Below are 18,816 nucleotides of genomic sequence, written 5' to 3'. Positions count from 1 at the left end.
CCGTGGTCCTCGCATCCTGCTAGCGTCGGCGATGCGCCCCGAAGCGCCGACGCAGCATGCGCACCCGAAGCGCAGAAGAAGAGAGACCGCCCGCCGATGACAGCCGTGCGAATCAGGGATGCCGAGACCGCCGATCTCGAGACGATCACCGCGATCCACAACCACGCCGTGGTGCACACCACCGCGATCTGGAACGAAGAGGCGGTGGACCTCGACGACCGCGCCGCCTGGCTCGCCGACCGCACCGCGCACGGCTATCCGGTCCTGGTCGCCGTCGACGAGTCCGGCGTGCTGGGCTATGCGTCCTACGCGCAGTGGCGACCGCACAGCGGCTATCGGCTCACCGTCGAGCACTCGGTCTACGTTCTCGGTGGTCAGCACGGCCGCGGCATCGGCACCACCCTGATGGCCGCGCTCGTCGAACGTGCCACCTCTGCGGGAATGCACGTGATGATCGCAGGCATCGAGAGCGGGAACACCGCATCCATCGCCCTGCACGAACGGCTGGGCTTCGTCGAGGTCGGGCGGATGCCGCAGGTCGGCGCCAAGTTCGGGCGCTGGCTCGATCTGAGCATGCTCCAACTCGTCCTCGACGACCGCCCCGATCCCGACGCAGGATCCTGACGATGAACCTGCTGCAGTGGTTCGTCGAGGCGTTCAACTCCCAGTGGGTGTTGCCGGGCGGGCAGACGCTCCTCGTGCGTGAGGTCGTGGGCAACGCCTTCGGCCTCGCGAGCGCCCTCGGCGGCATGCGCCGCAAGGTGTGGGCCTGGCCGGTCGGCATCATCGGCAACCTGCTCCTGCTCACGGTCTTCCTGGGCTCCGCCCTGAGCCCTGACCCTTCGTTGCCGCACCTGCTGGGTCAGGCCGGACGGCAGATCATGTTCATCGCCGTGGCCGTCTACGGGTGGATCCGCTGGCGGAATCTCGACGGCGGCCGGGTGGTGCCGCGCTGGGCGCCGACGAGCGCGCGCATCGGCATGGTCCTGGCGATGATCATCGGCACCGTCGCCCTGACCCCGCTGTTCCGGCTGCTCGGATCGTGGGAGCCGGTCTGGGCCGATGCCTGGACCTTCGTCGGTTCCCTGCTCGCCACCTACGGCATGGCGAAGGGGTGGACCGAGTTCTGGCTGATCTGGATCGCCGTTGACGTGGTCGGGGTACCACTGCTGTTCAGCTCCGGCTACTACGCGACCGGCTTCATGTACGTCTTCTACGGAGTCTTCACGGCGATCGGGTTCGTGATCTGGTGGCGAGCGCAGCGCCGCGCCGCCCACCCGATCGAGATCCTGCCGCCCGACCCGAGCCCGCGGCGGCCGGAGGAAGAGGAAGAGCTCGCCTGACGCGAAGGATCGGACCGCGGTCAGTGCCGCACGCGAGCGAGGAACTCCGCGGTCGCGGCCTCCTGCGGGGCGTCGAACACCTGCGACGGCGGCCCCTGCTCGACGACGACGCCGTGCTCGAGGAACACGATGCGGTCGGCGACCTCGCGGGCGAACGACATCTCGTGCGTCGCCATCACGATCGTCGCGCCCTGACGCTTCAGCTCCCGCACCAGGTCGAGCACCTCACCCACCAGCTGCGGGTCGAGCGCACTCGTGATCTCGTCGAGCAACAGCACCTCGGGCTGCGTGAGCACCGCGCGCACGATCGCCACCCGCTGCTGCTGGCCACCGGAGAGTCGGTCGGGGTATTCGTCGGCCTTCGCACCGAGTCCGAGCGTCTCCAGGAGCGCGCGCGCCTTGGCACGGGCTTCCGCCTTGCGCATGCCGTGCACCCGGACGGCGGCGAGCGTGACGTTGTCGAGCACGGTCAGGTGCGGGAAGAGGTTGAAGTGCTGGAAGACGACACCGATCCGCGCCCGCACCCCGTCCGCGTCCACGCGCGGGTCGGTGATGTCCTCTCCGACGAGGAAGATCTGCCCGTCGTCGATGTTCTCGATGAGGTTCATCGTCTTGAGCAGGGTGGACTTGCCGGAGCCGGACGCGCCGATCAGCACGACCACCTCGTGGGTGCCCACCGACAGGTCGACGCCGCGCAGTACGTCATGATCGCCGAAGCGCTTGCGCACGCCCCTGGCCTCGATCACCGGGACACTCATACGACTCCTCCGGCCTGCTCGCGCTTGTTCATCCGAGCGGTCACGATGTCGGTCAGGCGGATCATGGGCCAACTGAGGATGATGAACATGAGCCCTGCGACGAGGTAGGGCGTGTAGTTGTAGGTCTCGGCGACCATCAGCTGAGCGGCGCGGACGGCGTCGACGGCTCCGAGGACCGAGATCAGACCCACGTCCTTCTGCATCGACACGAAGTCGTTCATCAGCGCCGGGACCACCTTGCGGACGCCCTGCGGGATCACGACGATGCGGAGGGTCTGCCCGTGCGTCAGCCCGAGCGATCGCGCGGCGATGCGCTGCGAAGGGTGCACCGCCTCCATCCCTGCGCGGAGCACCTCCGCGACATACGCCGAGTAGGTGAGGACCAGGGCGATCGTGCCCCAGAACATCGCGGGCATGCGCGGGAAGATCATCAGTGCCGGGATGCCGAAGCCGACCAGGTACAGCACGATCAGCAGCGGGATGCCGCGGAAGAAATCGGTGTACGCGGCGGCGAGCGCGCGTAGCGGGAAGAACACCGGTCCGCGCAACGAACGCATCGTCGCCAGGAGGGTGCCGAAGATCGCGACGCAGACCACCGCGATCGCGAGCACCAGGAGGTTGACGAGCAGACCCTGGAAGATCGGCCCGATGCTCTCCAGTGCGACCTGCGGGTCGAAGAACGTCTGACTGACGACCGCCCAGCCGGGGGTGTTGACCACGACGAGGAGCAGCACCGTCACGAGGACGATGCTGCTGAGGAGCGCGATCAGGACGGAACGCGTGGTCGCCCGTCGCCGCAGAACGCGGCGTGACAGCTCGAGTTCGCTCGGCTGCCACTCCGCGTCGACGGAGGTCGAGGTCATTTCAGGACGGGGACGTCGACGGCGTCGCTGAGCCACTTCTGCTGCAGCTCGTCGAGCGTGCCGTTCTCGCGCAGGGCGTCGACCGCCTCGGTGACATCCGCCGTGAGTGCGGATCCCTTGGGCAACACGATGCCGAAGTCGTCGCCGCCGTTCGCGTCGGCGAACTGGCCGGTGACGACACCGTCGTCGAGCTGAGCGCCCACGACGTAGAAGGCGCCGGGGAGGTCGGTGATCATCGCGTCGATCTGGCCGCCCTTGAGCGCGAGCACGACGTCGTCGACCGAGTTGAAGACGCTGAGGTTCGCCTCGCCGAGCTGCTCCTTGGCCACCGTGTAGCTGGTGGTGCCGCTCGCGACGCCGACCGTCGTGGCCTTGAGCTCGTCGATGGTCGTCGCGGAGGCCGCGGGCGAACCGCCGACCGCGACGACCGCCTGCGTGGTCGTGTAGTACGGCGAGGAGAAGTCCACGGCCTTCTTGCGGTCGTCTGTGATGGAGAACTGCTGGAGGTTGATGTCCCAGTCCTTCGGACCCGGAGCGATGGCACCGTCGAAGGTCGTGCGGACCCAGACGATGTCGTCGGCCGCGAAGCCGAGCTGCTCGGCCACAGCGTTGGCCACCGCGCCCTCGAAGCCCTCACCGTTGGAGGGGTCGTCGTCGACGAACCACGGCTCGTAGTTCGGCTCCCCGGTGGCGATCGTGAGCTTGCCCGCCGTCACGGTCTGCAGACCGGAGTCGCCACCGTCGCCGGTGTCGGCGGACGGAGAGGCACAGGCGGCGAGAGTGACGGCGAGGACGGTGGCAGCAGCGGCGGCTGCGGCACGGCGGAGGGAGGGAGCGAAGGGCACGATGACTCCAGTGCGAGGAAGGGTGAGGAGGAAGCTGCGAGGCAGGACGGGTCTGCCCTTACAGAGTAGGCGATGCGGCGAGTCGCCAATCCGCGAAATCGAAACCTGGGGACACGAAACACGAGACGAGGACTTCCTCGGCATCCAGGGGACGCGCTGCCTGCCAGACGCCGGCGGGCACCAGTACCTGCGCCGCGTCATCGGGACCGAGCACGATCGCGGTGGCTTCGCCCGGCTCTGCCGCATCTCCGCCGAGACGGAGCTCGAGTCGGCCGGGACCGTGCCACAGCCACAGCTCGTCGCTGGTCACGACGTGCCATTCACTGCGCTCGGAGGGCCGCAGCAGGTAGTGGATGCACGTCGCCGCGGGTCGCGGGCCGTTCGGGGTCTCGACCGGAAGCGGACTCGTCCACGTGCGGCGGAACCATCCGCCCTCGGGATGCGGCGCGAGGTCGAGGCGCTCGGCGGTCGTGGGGCGCTGTGTCACACGACACCTCCGGGTTCGGATGCGGGTACGGTCACGGGGCGACCGCCGGACGGTCGAAGCTGTCGATCGCGTAGCGGACCTCGCCCGACACCACGGTCGCGGCGGTGCGGCCGGCGCCGTGGTCGACGAGTTCCGCGACGGCATCCGGTCCGGCCGGCACGTCGAAGAAGGTGAGGTCGGCGAGCGCACCCACGGCGAGGTAGCCGGTGCGGTCCGGGCCGACGTCGATGCCCATCGCGTGCGCGCCGCCGAGGGTGGCCGCGCCGAGCAGGCGTGCAGGGAGATCACGGTCGGTGTATCCCTGCGACCGGGCGATGCGGGCCAGTTCAGCCACATCGGCGAGCACGTCGAGCGAGGGGCTCGACGACAGCGAGTCGGTCCCCACCGCGATCGGGCTGCCCTCACGCAGGTACGCGGCGATCGGGGGCTCCTCGAGTCCGATGACGGCATTGGACCTCGGGCACAGGGCCACCGTCGTGCGGCGCTCGCGCAGGATCGCACGATCCCTGGCGCTCATGTACACACCGTGCGCGATGTGGCAGTCGGGTCCGAGCACGCCGAGCTGGTCGACGAACTCGGTCGCGCTGGTGCCGAATCCGGCCTTGCGCAGCTCCTGGAAGCTGGCGAGCCCGGCCGTGTGCCACGCCTGCGGATGCTCGTGCGCGAACTCTCTCTCGAATGCGGCCTCGCCGAGGTGGATGTGGATGCGCCCGCCGCGCTCGCGCACGATGTCGGGGATCTCCAGGAGGGGCTCGATGTCCAGTGAGTACGGGGCGTGCGGCGACAGGCCGGTCCCGGGCGGGGTGGGCAGGGCGTCCAGCGCCTGCTCGACCTGCGCGCGTCCGGTGCGCGCCCAGTCGGCGTTGGTCCAGCTCATCACCTCCCAGTAGGTGATCCCGTGGAGCCCCGCGTCGTGCAGGGCGGTCGCGGCCGAGCGGTCGGTCACCACGTCGGCGAGCGCCGTCGTACCCGCCCGCAACGCCTGCGTCGCGCCGTCCGCAGCATCTGCGGCCCAGTCACGCCCGCCTTCGTACACGGGGTCGAACGCGCGCACCCAGTCTTCGAAGCCGTCGTACTGCCCGCTCCCGACCGAGGCCATGCCGGTGTACTGCAGATGGGTGTGCGCGTTCACGAGGCCGGGGGTCAGGACACCCGGCCAGTGCACCTCGTCGGCGTCGATGCCCCGTTCCGCGAGGGAATGCAGCACCCAGGCGCGCTCCCCGACGTGCATGATCCGGCCGTCCCGCACGGCGACCGCGCCATCGACGATCGGCGGCGCGGTGATCGGCACCACGAGTCCTGCCGAATAGACCGTGACGGCACTCATGCGGACTCGCCTCGGAACCGTGGCGAGCGCCACTCCTGCTGCGCTTCGACCTGCGCCGGACTGCGCTGGTCGATGCGCTCACCGCGGGCTACGAGCGCGGCGGCGCCGATCGTGGTGTCGGCGTCGGACGGAAGCGGATGCACCCCGGGCGGCAGGTCGTGCGCGAGCAGGTGCCCGACGGCGAAGAGCTGCACCGAGAACGACAGATCCATGATCTCGATGGGGTTGCCCTCACCGGCGGACAGATTCACGCAGCCTGCCCGGGCGATCACGAGTGCTCCGTCACCGGCGCGTTCGACGGCACTCGAGGCCTGGCCGTTCTCGCCCGTGTACGGTCGCAGCATGGCAGGGTCGAGCTCGACCTCGTGCGGAACTCCCCCGGCGACCGCGACGATCGCCGCAGCGCGCAGCACCTCGGCGTCGATGGTGTGCGGAGCACCGGTGGCCGAGACGACGAGCGCGCCCGGGGCGAGGTCGTGCAGGCGGCCGATACGAAATCCGTCGTGGGCGGCGCGCAACGCGCGGACGGGGTCGGTCTCGGTGACGAAGACGTCGACCCCGAGGGCGCGCAGGTGCGCCGCGACGCCTTCACCGACGGGGCCGTAGCCGACGACGACGGCCGGCTGGTCGCGGAGGTCGACCCCCACGGCGTCCAGCGCATCGGCGATCGCGAACACGCACGACTGACCGGTGCCGTACCGGTTGTCGAAGGAGGTCTTGGTCAGGGCGTCGTTGACCGCGATGACGGGGATCTCGAGCACTCCCTCACGCTCCATGAGCCGCAACGGGGTGAGCCCGCTCGTGGTCTCCTCCGCGGCACCTCGCAGGTCGGCGGCGAGGCCTTCCTCGTGCGCCAGGCGGATCAGGTGCGAGCCGTCGTCGAGCAGCAGGTCGAAGCCGCGGCGCAGGAAGTCCACGGCGGCAGCGCGCTCGGCGGCACCCGAAAGGGACGGGTCCCCGTCGACCGGGATTCCGCGCCGGCGCAGCACCGCGGCGACCTCGACGTCGATCTCGTCGGGATGGGCGTAGACGGCCACGGTGGCCCCGGCGTCCCGCAGCAGCAGGGCGAGCTGGGCGGTCTTCGGCTCGAGCACCATCGCGATGCCGATCCGGAGTCCTCTCACCGTGCCGGCGTCGCCCAGGCGTGCGGCGAGAGCGGTGGCGACCGACATGTGCCGTCCGGCCGCGTCCACGCGGTCCTCGGCGGTCTCCCGTACCGGGAGGGGCCCACCGTCGAGCAGGATCTCGCAGGATCCCCCCGGCGCGAAGGTGACGCCGCCGTCTCCGAGGCGCGCACCGAGGGCGGGGAGGAGGGATCGCAGCGCATCGGCCACCGCATCCGTCCCGACGACCGAGAAGTCCCGACCGGACACGAGCAGGTTGGTCTCACGGGCGAAACGGCGCACCAGACGCTGGGCGGTCGAGATCTCGTCGGTCACCAGTCAAGGGTAGAGCCCGCGGAGGAGAGCGAAGGACGGGATATGTACATCTCTGACACCCAAATGTACAATTGGTGCATGTCCACGATCAGCGTCGCCGACGCACGCAACAACCTCTCCACGGTCATCGCCCGCTCTCAGGAGGAGGCGGTCTTCATCGAGCGGCGCGGTCAGCGCACTGCGGTTGTGATCAGCCCCGAGCAGTATGAGCGGATGCTCGATGCGCTCGAAGAAGCCGAAGATGTCGCCGCATTCGACGAGGCGATGGCAGAAGAGGGTCCCGACGTCCCCTGGGAGCAGGTGAAGGCAGACCTGGGCTGGACGTGAGCTACCGGATCGAGCTGCGCCCCGCCGCAGTCCGCGCGCTGAAGAGGGTCGACCACCAGGACCGCGACCGGATTCGCGGCGCGATCGCTCTTCTCGGTGAGAACCCCCGACCTCCCGGTGCCAAAGCCCTGCAGGGACGCGACGGACTCCGCGTCCGCGTCGGAAGCTATCGCATCATCTACACGGTTGACGACGATGTCCTGATCGTCGCAGTCGTCACGCTGGGCCATCGCCGCGACGTGTACAAGCCCTGACCCCGACCGGATCGACGTGACCGAGTCATCCTCCTGAAATGTGTCCGTGCGTGTCGGCTGCCCTGGATTCGCGCACGCCGTTCGCCTTTCATGGGTGCATGACACGTCAGATCCGCTTCAACGCCTTCGACATGAACTGCGTCGCCCACCAGTCGTCCGGGCTGTGGCGGCATCCCGACGACCGGTCACGGCAGTACAACACGCTCTCGTACTGGACCGACCTCGCGAAGCTCTTGGAGAGCGCGACGTTCGACGGCATCTTCATCGCAGACGTGCTCGGGACCTACGACGTCTACGGCGGCACGAACGAGGCCGCGATCCGCAACGGTGCCCAGGTGCCGGTGAACGACCCGATCCTGCTGGTGAGCGCGATGGCTGCCGTCACCGAGAACCTGGGATTCGGCATCACCGCCGGCACCGCCTTCGAGCACCCCTACCCCTTCGCGCGCCGGCTGAGCACGCTCGACCACCTCACACAGGGCCGCGTGGGGTGGAACGTCGTGACCGGATACCTGCCCAGCGCCGCGCGGAACATGGGCCAGGAGGACCAGCTCGCGCACGACGACCGCTACGACCATGCGGACGAGTACGTCGAGGTGCTCTACAAGCTCTGGGAGGGGTCGTGGGAGGACGACGCGGTGGTCGAGGACCGCGAGCGCGGCATCTTCACCGACCCGGCCAAGGTGCATCCCATCGGGCATGACGGCAAGCACTTCAGCGTGCCGGGCATCCACATCTCCGAGCCGTCACCGCAGCGCACGCCGGTGATCTACCAGGCCGGCGCCAGTCCGCGCGGGGTGAAGTTCGCGGCCGAGAACGCCGAGGCCATCTTCGTCGCCGCGCCCTCGAAGGAGGTGCTCGCCGGCACGGTGAAACGCATACGCGATGCCCTCGAAGCGGCGGGCCGCGACCGGTACGACGCCCGCATCTACACGTTGCTCACCGTGATCACCGCCGCCACCAGCGAAGAGGCGACCGCGAAGCACGCCGAGTACCTCTCCTATGCGAGCCCCGAGGGTGCGCTCACGTTCATGTCGGGATGGATGGGCGTGGACCTGTCGCAGTACGCCGAGGACGAGCCGGTCGGGAACGTCGAGTCCAACGCGATCCAGTCGGTGCTGCAGCATCTGAAGGAGGAGGCCGACCTCGGACGCGAATGGACAGTCGGGGACTTCGGGCGCCACAACGCGATCGGCGGCCTCGGCCCCACGATCGTCGGATCCGGCGTCGAGATCGCCGACGAACTGCAGTCCTGGGTGGACGAGACCGACATCGACGGCTTCAACCTCGCCTACGCGGTCACCCCCGGCACGTGGCAGGACATCATCGAGCACGTGATCCCGGTGCTGCGCGAACGCGGCGCCTACCCGGAGGAGTACGCGCCGGGCACCCTCCGCAACAAGCTCCACGGTCGCGGCGACCGGGTGCAGGACACACACCGTGCCGCGAAGTACCGGGTCGGGGAGTTCGCCCGGGCCTGACGCGGAGGCCTTTCGAATCGCGCACAGTGTCGCTGCTGAGGTGAATTCGCAGCCGTTTGCGCGATTCGAAGGGCAGGAGTGTGTCAGACGAGAGCGCGCGGGGCCAGGGTCGACAACAGCGCGAGCTTGTCGTGGCTCTCGGACCCCGGAGCGGCCGTGTACACGAGCAGGAACTGCGACTGCTCCGGGTCGATGAGACTCTGACAGTTGAGTTCGAGGACGCCGAGCTCGGGGTGCACGAAGTGCTTCGTCTCGCGCGCTTGCAGGCCGACCTCCTGCCGGTCCCACAGCTCACGGAACTCGGCGCTGCGGTCCTGGAGCGATTCGGCCATGAGGGAGGCGCGCGACGAGGTCCCCCGCCGGGCTATGGCTTCACGCAGCGACGACACCCACAGGCGGGACAGGAACTCGTGCTCCGCCGGGTCATACAGATCGCGGGTCGCAGGCTCACTGAACCAGCGATATCCAAGGCTCCGATTGAGCCCGGTGAAACGCGTGGTGTCCCCCGTGAGCGCGACTCCCAGCGAGGTCTGCCGCAGGGTCTCTCCGAGCTCGCTGACGATCTCGGCCGGAGTGTCTTGCAGGCGGTCGAGGATCCGCAACATTCCGGGACCGATGTGGTCGCCGGCCCCACCTCGTGTGGGAGGGGCGTGGCCGGCGAGACGGAACAGATGATCACGCTCATCCATCGTGAGGTGAAGGCCCTGGGCGATCGCGGCAAGCATCTGCTCCGAAGGCAAGGGGCCGTCACCGCGTTCGATGCGAGCGTAATAGTCGGCGGACATGTGGCTGAGCGCGGCCACTTCCTCGCGCCGCAGGCCGTCGGTACGCCGTCGCCCCCCTCTCGGAAGCCCCACATCCTCGGGCTGGAGGCTGTCCCGCCGCTGCCGGAGGAACCCCGCGAGTGCGGTCCTGTCGATCGCCATGTATCGCCTCCTGTCGACGCATCGATCCTCGCATCGGCGGCGCCCGGGTATCCACTGCATGGCAAGTCCTGGTTGCGCAGCGATGCGAGACGCACGCTGGAGGGGAAACGAAGGAGCAACGATGAGCAACCGCATCCCCGACATCCGCATCCCCTCTTTGAAGGGCCGCCGAGCCGTCGTCACCGGTGGCAGTGACGGGATCGGACTGCGCATCGCAACGCGGCTCGCGCAAGCGGGCGCCGATATCGTGCTGCCGGTTCGCAACACCCAGAAGGGCGAGGCGGCGGTGAACGCCATCCGAGCGGCCGCACCTGACGCATCCGTGCAGACGAAGACGCTCGATCTGTCGTCCCTGGCGTCCGTCGCATCCTTCGGGGGGACGATGGTCGCCGACGGCAGGCCCGTGCATCTCCTCATCAACAACGCGGGTGTCATGACCCCGCCGGATCGGCAGACGACAGCCGACGGATTCGAGGTGCAGTACGGCACGAACCATCTCGGACACTTCGCCCTCGTCTCGCACCTCCTCCCTCTCCTGCGCGCAGGAGAGGCGCGAGTGACTTCCCAGGTGAGCGTCGCCGCCGCACGCGGGTCGATCAACTGGCAGGATCCCAACTGGACGCGCGCCTATGACGGTATGCGCGCCTATCGCCAGTCCAAGATCGCTTTCGGGCTGTTCGGACTCGAGCTCGACCGGCGAAGCCGAGCGCTCGGATGGGGGATCACCTCGAACCTGTCCCACCCGGGTGTCGCCCCGACGAGCCTGCTGGCGGCACGACCCGAAGTCGGTCGCGCAGACGACACAGCCCAAGTACGCGTGATCCGATGGGCCTCCACCCGTGGACTCGTCGTCGGGACGCCCGAGACCGCGGCGCTCCCCGCCCTGTACGCGGCCTCGTCGTCGTCCGCGCTCGCTGGTCGTCTGTACGGTCCCCGCGGTCTCGGCCATCTGGGCGGAGATCCCGCAGAACAGACCCTTTACCGCCCGCTACGCAGCAGCGAGGACGCAGAGCGCAACTGGCGACTCTCGGAGGAGTTGAGCGGAGTCTCGTTCCCGCGGGAGTGATGTGTGTCAGTCGTCGCTGCGGCTGAAGATCCCACGGAGCACGAGGAAGACCACCACGGCGACGACCGCGACGATCGCGAGCTTGAAGATGAACGCGAGGACCGAGAACAACGCGCTCACGATCCACCACGCGATCACGACGGCGAGGATGACGCCGAGGATGGTCCAGATGTTCTTCGTCATGTCTCCAGCCTACGGAGTAGAACCTGGGCGGACGAGCAGGTCGTGCACGTGCCCCGCGGCGGCGAGGAGCGCGACGCTACGTCGGGTGAGCGCCGCGAGCCGTTCCGCGAGGATCACCTCCACCTCGTCGGTGCGATCGTGGGCGCGCACCTGGTCGAGGATGCGGGCGATCGCAGGGATGCGGTAACCGCCCGAACGGAGCGCCGCGACGATACGCGCGTCGGTGATCGCCGTGGAACCGTAGGAGCGCGCCGACGTCGCACCCCGGAGCGGGTGGACGAGCCCCTCACGCTCCCAATGGCGCAGGGCGGAGGGGCGGATGCCGAGCGCCTGGGCGAGTTCACCGATGGCCATCACATCGTCCTCGTCGAAGTCGTCGTCGGCTTCCTCCCTGGCGGCCTCGAGACCGCGGAGCGCTTCCCGCACGCGTGAGCGCTCCTCGGCGAGGTCGGCGTGTAAGAGGTCGATCCGCTCGGCGGCGTCTTCCATCGATGCGTCGATCAGTCCGGGCATCAGTCGTCGTGCGGGCACAGGACCGAGGGCCGCTGCCATCGCCCGATAGGCACGCAACGCCGTTTCATGGTGCGGACCGTAGCGGCGGTAGCCGTTGGTCCCGCGCTCGGCCGCGGGGAGGACGCCGAGCCTCTCCAGGTCTCGCACCTGTTGGGTCGAGTACCCCACGCGTCGCCCGAGCAGCGCTGTCGTCAGAGTCACCTCTTGAGGGTTCACCATCGAATTTCCCTTCGTCCTGGAGGAAAACTCCACATAAGCGCTTCAACTTCATCATTGAAGCATGAACATGCAGGAGATCATCGACGCCGTCCGTGGATTCGACGGCGTCCTCGTCATCACCCCCCAAGCAGGTGACCCCTACCCCGAGCTCTCCTGGGGAGACGCCTACTTCTCCTACGCCCCGGACGGGCGGATGCCGGAGCGCACACAGCCCTACGGGACGATCATCACGAAGAACTATCCGGACGACGAGTCCTCCGCGCTCGACACCCCCGGGCGCTTCCGGGTGAACATCCACGTCGGCCAGGGCAAAGCCGACCCACTCGTGGCCGCGGACGCACAGCCGACCGATGTCGATGTGTTCCAGCCGCATCCGCTGTACGGCACGGCCGGGTGGGTCTGCGTGATCGATCCGGCCGAGCGGACGTCAGACACCGTGCTCGCCCTGCTCCGCGACGCGCACGAGTCCGCCCGCGCTCGCGCCGACCGCCGAGCGCGACGAGGATGAGCACCGTGCAGGGCATGGCCGAGGGGGATCGGCGCCTGGTCGCGGTGTGGGCCGCCGACTGTGCCGAACGCGTGCTGCCCCTCTTCGAGAGGGAGGCGCCGGACGATGACCGTGCGCGCGACGCCATCGCCAGAGCTCGCGCCTTCGCACGGGGAGAACTCACCGCTGCGGGAGAGATCCGCCGCCGTTTCGTCGCCGGTCGCGCCGCCGGCGCAGCGACCACGCCCGCCGGCGCGGCCGCTGCGCGGTCGGCCGCCCAGGCTGCGGGCGTCGCGCACATGGGTGCTCATGCGTTCGGGGCGGCCGCCTATGCCGCGAGCGCGGTCGAGCTCGCGCACCCCGACGACTCCGACGCTCGCGCCGGAGAGGTGCACTGGCAGCTCGCGCTCCTCTCCCCCGAAGCCGCGGCGGCGCTCCGACGACTCCCGCCCCTCGGTACGGATACGGCGGGCCCGCTCGGCCCGGGCCTCCTCGCCGCCGGAACCCTCGGCGCGGTGATCCGGCAACTCCAGGCCGCCCTCTCCTGACCCTTTCGAATCACGCAACTGGTCGCATCTGACGCCGAGATCGAGCTGTTTGCGCGATTCGAAAGGGCGGGGAGGGCGCTTCAGCCGCGATTCAGCGTCGACGGGCCACACTGGAGGAATGCGGATCCTGGTGGTGGACGACGAGGTGCGTCTGGCCGAGGGCGTGCGCCGTGGCCTGGAGGCTGAGGGGTTCGCCGTCGACGTCGCGCACAACGGTGTCGACGGGCTCTGGCGTGCACGGGAGACGCGGTACGACGCGATCGTGCTCGACCTCATGATGCCGGGTATGAGCGGGTGGAAGGTGTGCGAGGCACTGCGCGCCGAAGAGAACTGGACCCCCGTCCTGATGCTCACCGCGAAGGATGGCGAGTGGGATCAGGTCGAGGCACTCGAGACCGGGGCCGACGACTACGTCACCAAGCCGTTCTCCTTCGCGATCCTCGTCGCACGCCTGCGCGCCCTCGTCCGGCGCGGTGCCGTCGCGCGCCCGGCGATCCTCGAGGCCGGGGACCTGCGCCTCGACCCCGCCGCGCATCGTGTCTGGCGAGGCGACATGCCGGTGGCACTGACCGCGCGGGAGTTCTCCGTGCTCGAATACCTTCTGCGGCACCGCGGCCAGGTGCTGTCGAAACGCGCCCTCATCGAGGGGGTCTGGGATGACGATTTCGACGGCGACCCGAACATCGTCGAGGTGTACGTGGGGCATCTGCGCCGCAAGCTCGACAAGCCGTTCGGACGCGAGGCGATCGAAACCATCCGCGGTGCGGGGTACCGGCTGGCGGCCGACGGTGGCTAGCCGCAGTTGGCGCTCCGTGCGCGGCAGGACGACGCTCGGAGCCACGGTGGTCGTGGCCGTCGCCCTGCTCATCGGCTCCTTCTCCTTCTACGGCGTCCTGCGCAGCAGCATGCACGACAACACCGTGCGCGCGGCGGAGCAGCGTCTCGAGCAGCTCTCCGACCGCACGGGCGGGCCGGGCGGCCGGGGCATCGACGCTCTCGACGATGAGATCCTGCAGCTCGTCGGACCGGATGGCTCCGTCCGCGCCGCGAGCGAGGACGCCCGCGAGAAGCTGGGCTCCACACCGCTCCCCATCGACGATGACCCACAGACGACGACGGTCGACGGCGGCCCCGTGCTCGTCGTCTCGGAAGAGCTCGACGATGACCAGACGCTCGTGCTCGCCGTCGCGATCGACGACGACGCCGAGACCCTCGCGACGGTGGCGACCTTGCTGGCGATCGCCGTCCCCCTCCTGCTGCTGCTCGTCGCGGTGACCACATGGCTCGTCGTCGGTCGCGCCCTGCGTCCGGTCGAGCGCATCCGTGAAGAAGTGGACGGCATCACCGCCGAGCGGCTCCACCAGCGCGTACCGGTGCCCGAGACGGCCGATGAGATCGCGGCACTCGCGACGACCATGAACGGCATGCTCGATCGCCTCGATGCCGCCGCCACCGCACAACGACGCTTCGTGTCCGATGCTTCCCATGAGCTGCGTTCGCCGCTCGCGACCATCCGCCAGCACGCCGAGCTCGCGCAGGCCCACCCGGAGGTGACGAGCATCGGCGAACTGGCCGAGGTGGTGTCGGAGGAGGGACTCCGGCTGCAGGGCATCGTCGAGTCGCTGCTGCTGCTGGCCCGTCTCGACGAGGGGGCGAGCACGCGCGGCGAAGCGGTCGACCTCGATGACATCGCGCTGGGCGAGGTGCGCCGATTGCGCGCGGCAGGACTCGACGTCGACGGCTCGGGGATCGCCGCGGCCCGGGTGCACGCAGACCCCCGCCTCCTGGGCCAGCTGGTGCGGAACCTCGCGGACAACGCCGTCCGTCACAGTCGCGGCCGAGTCGCCATCGGTGTCGTCCCCGCGGACGGGCACGTGTTCGTGATGGTCGAAGACGATGGCGCCGGGGTCCCCGTCGAGGAGCGGGAGCGGATCTTCGAACGATTCGTCCGGCTCGACGAGGCGCGCAGCCGAGACGCCGGCGGGAGCGGTCTGGGGCTTGCGATCGCCCGCGGCATCGCCGTCTCCGCCGGCGGGACGCTGATGGTCGACGACTCGCGGTGGGGCGGCGCGCGCTTCGTGCTCGCGCTGCCCGTCGCGCCCTGAACGCCCGGGGTGGTCGATCCTGAAGAGGTCTTCAGGTCGCTTCAGGATGGCTTCAGCGACTCCGGGGGACCATCGGGTCATGGATGACAAGACCCCCACCCCCGACCAGACGCCCGAGAGCACCCCGGATGCGCAGACCGTTCCGGTATCCCCGGCTCCGGAGTCCGCCGCTCCGACCGTCGGCGACGGGCAGCACCCGACGTTCCCCGCAGCCGATCCGGTCGCCGCTCCGGCGACATCCGCTCCCAGGTCGGGCCGCACGCGCGCACTGCTCATCGGGGGCGGCATCGCGGCAGCCGTCGTCCTCGCAGGCGGCGGTATCGCCGTCGGCGCCGCGATCAGTGATGAGTTCGACGACGATCACCGCCCCTCGATCTCCGACGACAGTCGCCACGACGACGGTCACCACGACGACGGTCGCCATGAGGAGCACCGCGGCGAACACGACGACGCGCGGATGAACGACCGGGGTCCCGCGACCGGCATCGGCGCGGTTTCAGCCGATGAGCTGATCGACATCGCGGATGCCGCGCGCGGCGCCGCCGAGGGCGAGGTCACATCGATCGACGCGAAGCGTGACGGGACCTGGGAGGTGCAGTTGACGGCCTCCGACGGGAGTGAGAGCGAGGTGCGAGTCACCGAAGACCTCGCCGCATCCGTCATCGCGACGGACGCCGCGGACGACGATGACACCGCACCCACGCTCACTCTCGACGATGCCACCATCCGCGCCCTCGTCGCAGCAGCCTTCGAGGAGGCCGAGGGCACGATCACGGATCTCGACGTCGACGGGGATGACACCAGCCCTTACGACGCTTCGGTCCTCACCTCCGACAACCGTTCGATCGACATCGACTTCAGCGCCGACTTCACGGTCGTCGGGACCGACCTCGACTGATCGAGCCCCGTTCGAATCGCGCACATGGCTTCATCGGGTGCCCAGATCGAGCCGTGTGCGCGATTCGAACGCTTTCCCGCACGACTAGCATTCAGGGATGACGAGTTCCGGACCGATCGACGAGATCTCCATCGGCGGTGAGGTGATCCGCCTGGGGCAGTTCCTCAAGTTCGCGGGTCTCCTCGACTCCGGCGGTGACGCGAAAGAAGTGATCATCGACGGCTACGTGACGGTCAACGGCGAGGTGGATCGCCGCCGCGGCCGCCAGCTGCGCGACGGGGACCTGGTCTCGTTCGAAGGCCGCACGGTCCGCGTCCGGCCCTGACGACTCAGACCGCCACGGCGCTGATCGAGGCGTGAGGTCGTGCTCCGGTCGGCACGCGAGTCTCACTGTCGATCACCGAGAAACCTGCCGCTTCCAGCAGCGCGGACATCCCGCCGACGCTCCAGTGGTGCGCGGTGGTCACGGCATGGGGGAACGGCTCACCGTCGGGGCCGTCGAAGAAGCCGAGGAGCAGGGCCCCTCCGTGTGCGAGAGCCGACCGCACCGTCGCCAGGAGCGAAGGAAGCTCATCCGGCCTCGCATGGATCAACGAGTACCAGGCGAGCACGCCACGGAGCGACCCCTCCTCGAGGTCGGCCTCGGACAATGACGTGACCCGGTAAGGCACACCCGGGTACCGGGCGGTCGCGAGGGAGATGAACTCCGACACGAGGTCGATGCCCTCCGCCGCGTGGCCTCGCGCGGCGAGAAACGCCGTCCAGTGGCCGGGACCGCACCCCGCGTCGAGGAGGCGACCGTCGATCCCCTCCGCCCAGTTCGCGATGCGCTCGCGGTCGTCGGCATCCATCTGGTCGATGTCGCCGAAGAGTTCCGCGTACTCCCCCGCGCGGGCGGAGTAGCCCTCGCGGATGCGGCCGTCGCTCCCGGTGTTCTCCGGCATGGATGTTCGTCCCTTCACCGGATCGTCCGGATCGTCGACACCCACGGTATCGGGCGGCTCCTAGAGCACGCTCTTCGCATTCATGAGCAGTTCCTTCCGGCTGACACGATCGGCTGCGCGAAGGGCTGCACCGAGCGACAGGAGCAGTGCAGCGAGTGTGAGTCCTCCGCCCAGCGCCGCACCGGTGACGGCGAGACCGCCGCCCCCTCCGCCCGGGGGCACGGGGGGAGCCGGAGGTGCCGCGGTGGCGACGGTGACGGTGGACTCACTCGGCGGAGGCGGCGCGACGCCGTCCGGAGGCGTCCCGTTCGCGGTCGCCACGTTCACGACACTGCCCCGGGCGATGTCGTCCGTCGTGACCGTGTAGGGCGCACCCGCGCACTCCATCATCGTCGCCGGCGGCAGCGACTCCGAGTCGCAGGTGACAGCACCGATCATCGGGTCGTCGATCGTGACGGGGTCGAGCGTCACGTTCCCGGTGTTGCGCACCTGGAAGCGGTAGTCGATCGTCTCGCCGACGTCGGCGAGGCCGTTTCCGTTCGCATCGTCGAGAGTCGCGCTCTTCACCATCTCGATTCCGGCCGTCGGGAAGTCGGTCGGCGTGGTGACGGAGTCGGTGGGTGGCTCGACCGGTTCCACCCCGTCAGGCACCGTGCCGTCAGCGGTCGCCGTGTTCACCACCCCACCGGCGAGGAGATCCGCCTCCACCACCGTGTACGGCACATCCGCGGTGCACGTCATCGACGCACCACCCGCCAACGACGTCGCCGGACACGTCACACTCCCCGCCAGAGGATCGGTGACCGTGATGTCACTCACCGTGACCGTGCCCGTGTTCATCACCACGAACGAGTAGGCGATCGTCTCGCCGAGCCCGGCGAGACCGCTCGAGTCCGCGTCGTCCACCTGGGCGATCTTGGTGATCGCCAGCCCCGCGCTGTCAGCAGGGGTGGGGGTCGTGACCGTGTCGGTGGGTGGCTCGATCGGTTCCACCCCGTCAGGCACCGTGCCGTCAGCGGTCGCCGTGTTCACCACCCCACCGGCGAGGAGATCCGCCTCCACCACCGTGTACGGCACATCCGCGGTGCACGTCATCGACGCACCACCCGCCAACGACGTCGCCGGACACGTCACACTCCCCGCCAGAGGATCGGTGACCGTGATGTCACTCACCGTGACCGTGCCCGTGTTCATCACCACGAACGAGTAGGCGATCGTCTCACCGATGTCCGCGAGACCGTTCCCGTTCGTGTCGTCGATCGTCGCGTCCTTCACGATGGACAGCCCCGCCGACGCCTCGACGGTCGGGACGATAGCGGTGTCGATCGGGGGAAGGAACCCGACGTTCACCGGCGGTGTGGCCACGCCGGTCGCGGTGTTCGTCACCGCCCCGGCAAGGACGTCATCCTCCGTCACCACGTGCGTGGCAGGAGCGACACACGTGGTGGACTCGCCGATCGCGAGCGTGGTCGTGTCGCAGATCACCGTGCCGACTGTCGGGTCACTGACCCCGACATCCACCAACGTCACGTTGCCGACGTTGGTGAGGAGGAACTCGTAGCTGATGACATCGCCGATCTCGGCGATCCCGTCACCATCCGCTTCAGCGAGATTCGCGATCTTCTCCAGAGTGAGCCCCGCGTCGGGAATCGCCGTCGGAACCGTGACGGTGTCCTCCACCGGGTCCGGAGGGCTCACACCCGCCGGGGGCGTCGCCGACACCGACGCCGTATTCACCACCCCACCCGCGAGGATGTCCCCCTCCGTCACCGTGTAATCCGCATCCGCCGTACACGTCACCGT

Annotated in this window: 22 protein-coding genes and 1 pseudogene; 12 read left to right on the top strand and 11 right to left on the bottom strand. The window is 69.1% G+C overall.

All coding sequences use genetic code 11. The annotated features are described in order from the left end of the window. Window positions 1–96: 96 nt before the first annotated feature. Complete coding sequence (locus LVJ59_RS16650; RefSeq protein ID WP_232763856.1) at window positions 97–624, top strand: GNAT family N-acetyltransferase; 528 nt, start codon at window positions 97–99, stop codon at window positions 622–624. A 2-nt stretch (window positions 625–626) separates the two neighbouring features. Continuing rightward, window positions 627–1,343: a nicotinamide riboside transporter PnuC gene (gene pnuC, locus LVJ59_RS16645; protein ID WP_232763855.1), complete on the top strand. Its 717-nt coding sequence runs from the start codon at window positions 627–629 to the stop codon at window positions 1,341–1,343. A gap of 20 nt (window positions 1,344–1,363) precedes the next feature. Here pnuC and LVJ59_RS16640 read toward each other — a convergent pair whose 3' ends face one another. The 6 genes from LVJ59_RS16640 to LVJ59_RS16615 are packed head-to-tail and all read right to left on the bottom strand — an operon-like array spanning window position 1,364 to window position 7,062. Then, window positions 1,364–2,101, bottom strand: a complete 738-nt coding sequence (locus LVJ59_RS16640; protein WP_232763854.1) for an amino acid ABC transporter ATP-binding protein — start codon at window positions 2,099–2,101, stop codon at window positions 1,364–1,366. Further along, window positions 2,098–2,964 carry an amino acid ABC transporter permease gene (locus LVJ59_RS16635; protein ID WP_047522889.1) on the bottom strand — a complete coding sequence of 289 codons (867 nt, stop codon included), beginning with the start codon at window positions 2,962–2,964 and terminating at the stop codon, window positions 2,098–2,100. Before LVJ59_RS16635 ends, LVJ59_RS16640 begins: the two co-directional genes overlap by 4 nt. Beyond that, window positions 2,961–3,809, bottom strand: a complete 849-nt coding sequence (locus LVJ59_RS16630; protein WP_134352519.1) for an ABC transporter substrate-binding protein — start codon at window positions 3,807–3,809, stop codon at window positions 2,961–2,963. The genes LVJ59_RS16635 and LVJ59_RS16630 overlap by 4 nt, the downstream gene beginning before the upstream one ends. Before the next feature lie 58 nt (window positions 3,810–3,867). Then, window positions 3,868–4,296, bottom strand: a complete 429-nt coding sequence (locus tag LVJ59_RS16625; protein WP_134352520.1) for a cupin domain-containing protein — start codon at window positions 4,294–4,296, stop codon at window positions 3,868–3,870. Window positions 4,297–4,327: 31 nt separating this feature from the next. Beyond that, the gene (locus tag LVJ59_RS16620) at window positions 4,328–5,623 is read right to left on the bottom strand and encodes an amidohydrolase family protein (protein ID WP_153243172.1); all 1,296 of its coding nucleotides are present in this window, start codon (window positions 5,621–5,623) and stop codon (window positions 4,328–4,330) included. Next, window positions 5,620–7,062, bottom strand: coding sequence for an adenosylhomocysteinase (locus LVJ59_RS16615; RefSeq protein ID WP_232763853.1), 1,443 nt, complete (start codon window positions 7,060–7,062; stop codon window positions 5,620–5,622). The genes LVJ59_RS16620 and LVJ59_RS16615 overlap by 4 nt, the downstream gene beginning before the upstream one ends. Window positions 7,063–7,140: 78 nt before the next feature. On the opposite strand from LVJ59_RS16615, the gene LVJ59_RS16610 reads away from it, so the two are divergent. The 3 genes from LVJ59_RS16610 to LVJ59_RS16600 all read left to right on the top strand — a co-directional run bounded on the left by LVJ59_RS16610 (window position 7,141) and on the right by LVJ59_RS16600 (window position 9,124). Beyond that, window positions 7,141–7,389 (top strand): type II toxin-antitoxin system Phd/YefM family antitoxin, encoded by a 249-nt coding sequence (locus LVJ59_RS16610; RefSeq protein ID WP_232763852.1) that lies wholly within the window; start codon window positions 7,141–7,143, stop codon window positions 7,387–7,389. Beyond that, the gene (locus LVJ59_RS16605) at window positions 7,386–7,643 is read left to right on the top strand and encodes a type II toxin-antitoxin system RelE/ParE family toxin (protein ID WP_232763851.1); all 258 of its coding nucleotides are present in this window, start codon (window positions 7,386–7,388) and stop codon (window positions 7,641–7,643) included. Before LVJ59_RS16610 ends, LVJ59_RS16605 begins: the two co-directional genes overlap by 4 nt. A 98-nt stretch (window positions 7,644–7,741) precedes the next feature. Continuing rightward, window positions 7,742–9,124 (top strand): LLM class flavin-dependent oxidoreductase, encoded by a 1,383-nt coding sequence (locus LVJ59_RS16600; protein ID WP_232763850.1) that lies wholly within the window; start codon window positions 7,742–7,744, stop codon window positions 9,122–9,124. Window positions 9,125–9,207: 83 nt separating this feature from the next. Here LVJ59_RS16600 and LVJ59_RS16595 read toward each other — a convergent pair whose 3' ends face one another. Continuing rightward, the gene (locus tag LVJ59_RS16595; protein WP_232763849.1) at window positions 9,208–10,050 is read right to left on the bottom strand and encodes a helix-turn-helix transcriptional regulator; all 843 of its coding nucleotides are present in this window, start codon (window positions 10,048–10,050) and stop codon (window positions 9,208–9,210) included. Window positions 10,051–10,171: 121 nt separating this feature from the next. Between LVJ59_RS16595 and LVJ59_RS16590 the strand changes: the two genes are divergently transcribed. Further along, window positions 10,172–11,116: an SDR family oxidoreductase gene (locus tag LVJ59_RS16590; RefSeq protein WP_232763848.1), complete on the top strand. Its 945-nt coding sequence runs from the start codon at window positions 10,172–10,174 to the stop codon at window positions 11,114–11,116. A 6-nt stretch (window positions 11,117–11,122) separates the two neighbouring features. Here LVJ59_RS16590 and LVJ59_RS16585 read toward each other — a convergent pair whose 3' ends face one another. Together LVJ59_RS16585 and LVJ59_RS16580 are read right to left on the bottom strand one after the other, a co-directional pair. Continuing rightward, window positions 11,123–11,299 (bottom strand): hypothetical protein, encoded by a 177-nt coding sequence (locus LVJ59_RS16585; RefSeq protein WP_047522894.1) that lies wholly within the window; start codon window positions 11,297–11,299, stop codon window positions 11,123–11,125. 9 nt (window positions 11,300–11,308) lie between these two features. Then, on the bottom strand, window positions 11,309–12,013 hold the full coding sequence (locus LVJ59_RS16580; RefSeq protein WP_232763847.1) for a MerR family transcriptional regulator: 705 nt from the start codon (window positions 12,011–12,013) through the stop codon (window positions 11,309–11,311). Between the two features lie 79 nt (window positions 12,014–12,092). Between LVJ59_RS16580 and LVJ59_RS16575 the strand changes: the two genes are divergently transcribed. The 6 genes from LVJ59_RS16575 to LVJ59_RS16550 all read left to right on the top strand — a co-directional run bounded on the left by LVJ59_RS16575 (window position 12,093) and on the right by LVJ59_RS16550 (window position 16,394). Continuing rightward, window positions 12,093–12,539 carry a DUF6194 family protein gene (locus tag LVJ59_RS16575; RefSeq protein WP_232763846.1) on the top strand — a complete coding sequence of 149 codons (447 nt, stop codon included), beginning with the start codon at window positions 12,093–12,095 and terminating at the stop codon, window positions 12,537–12,539. Next, the gene (locus tag LVJ59_RS16570) at window positions 12,536–13,066 is read left to right on the top strand and encodes a putative immunity protein (RefSeq protein ID WP_232763845.1); all 531 of its coding nucleotides are present in this window, start codon (window positions 12,536–12,538) and stop codon (window positions 13,064–13,066) included. The genes LVJ59_RS16575 and LVJ59_RS16570 overlap by 4 nt, the downstream gene beginning before the upstream one ends. 118 nt (window positions 13,067–13,184) lie before the next feature. Continuing rightward, window positions 13,185–13,862 (top strand): response regulator transcription factor, encoded by a 678-nt coding sequence (locus LVJ59_RS16565; protein ID WP_232763844.1) that lies wholly within the window; start codon window positions 13,185–13,187, stop codon window positions 13,860–13,862. 16 nt (window positions 13,863–13,878) lie between these two features. Further along, entirely contained in the window at window positions 13,879–15,171 is a 1,293-nt protein-coding gene (locus tag LVJ59_RS16560) for a cell wall metabolism sensor histidine kinase WalK (RefSeq protein ID WP_232763843.1), read from the top strand. Window positions 15,172–15,250: 79 nt separating this feature from the next. Next, window positions 15,251–16,069 (top strand): hypothetical protein, encoded by an 819-nt coding sequence (locus LVJ59_RS16555; RefSeq protein WP_232763842.1) that lies wholly within the window; start codon window positions 15,251–15,253, stop codon window positions 16,067–16,069. Between the two features lie 97 nt (window positions 16,070–16,166). Continuing rightward, window positions 16,167–16,394, top strand: coding sequence for an RNA-binding S4 domain-containing protein (locus LVJ59_RS16550; RefSeq protein ID WP_232763841.1), 228 nt, complete (start codon window positions 16,167–16,169; stop codon window positions 16,392–16,394). Between the two features lie 4 nt (window positions 16,395–16,398). On the opposite strand, the gene LVJ59_RS16545 is transcribed toward LVJ59_RS16550, so the two are convergent. Both LVJ59_RS16545 and LVJ59_RS16540 read right to left on the bottom strand, forming a co-directional pair. Further along, window positions 16,399–17,013, bottom strand: coding sequence for a bifunctional 2-polyprenyl-6-hydroxyphenol methylase/3-demethylubiquinol 3-O-methyltransferase UbiG (locus tag LVJ59_RS16545; protein WP_232763840.1), 615 nt, complete (start codon window positions 17,011–17,013; stop codon window positions 16,399–16,401). A gap of 60 nt (window positions 17,014–17,073) precedes the next feature. Beyond that, window positions 17,074–18,816: pseudogene (locus LVJ59_RS16540) on the bottom strand (hypothetical protein); the annotation flags it as partial.

The organism is Microbacterium sp. KKR3/1 (genome assembly GCF_021272365.1).
GTDB lineage: Bacteria > Actinomycetota > Actinomycetes > Actinomycetales > Microbacteriaceae > Microbacterium > Microbacterium aurugineum.
This window is presented reverse-complemented; position numbering and strand designations above follow the sequence as displayed.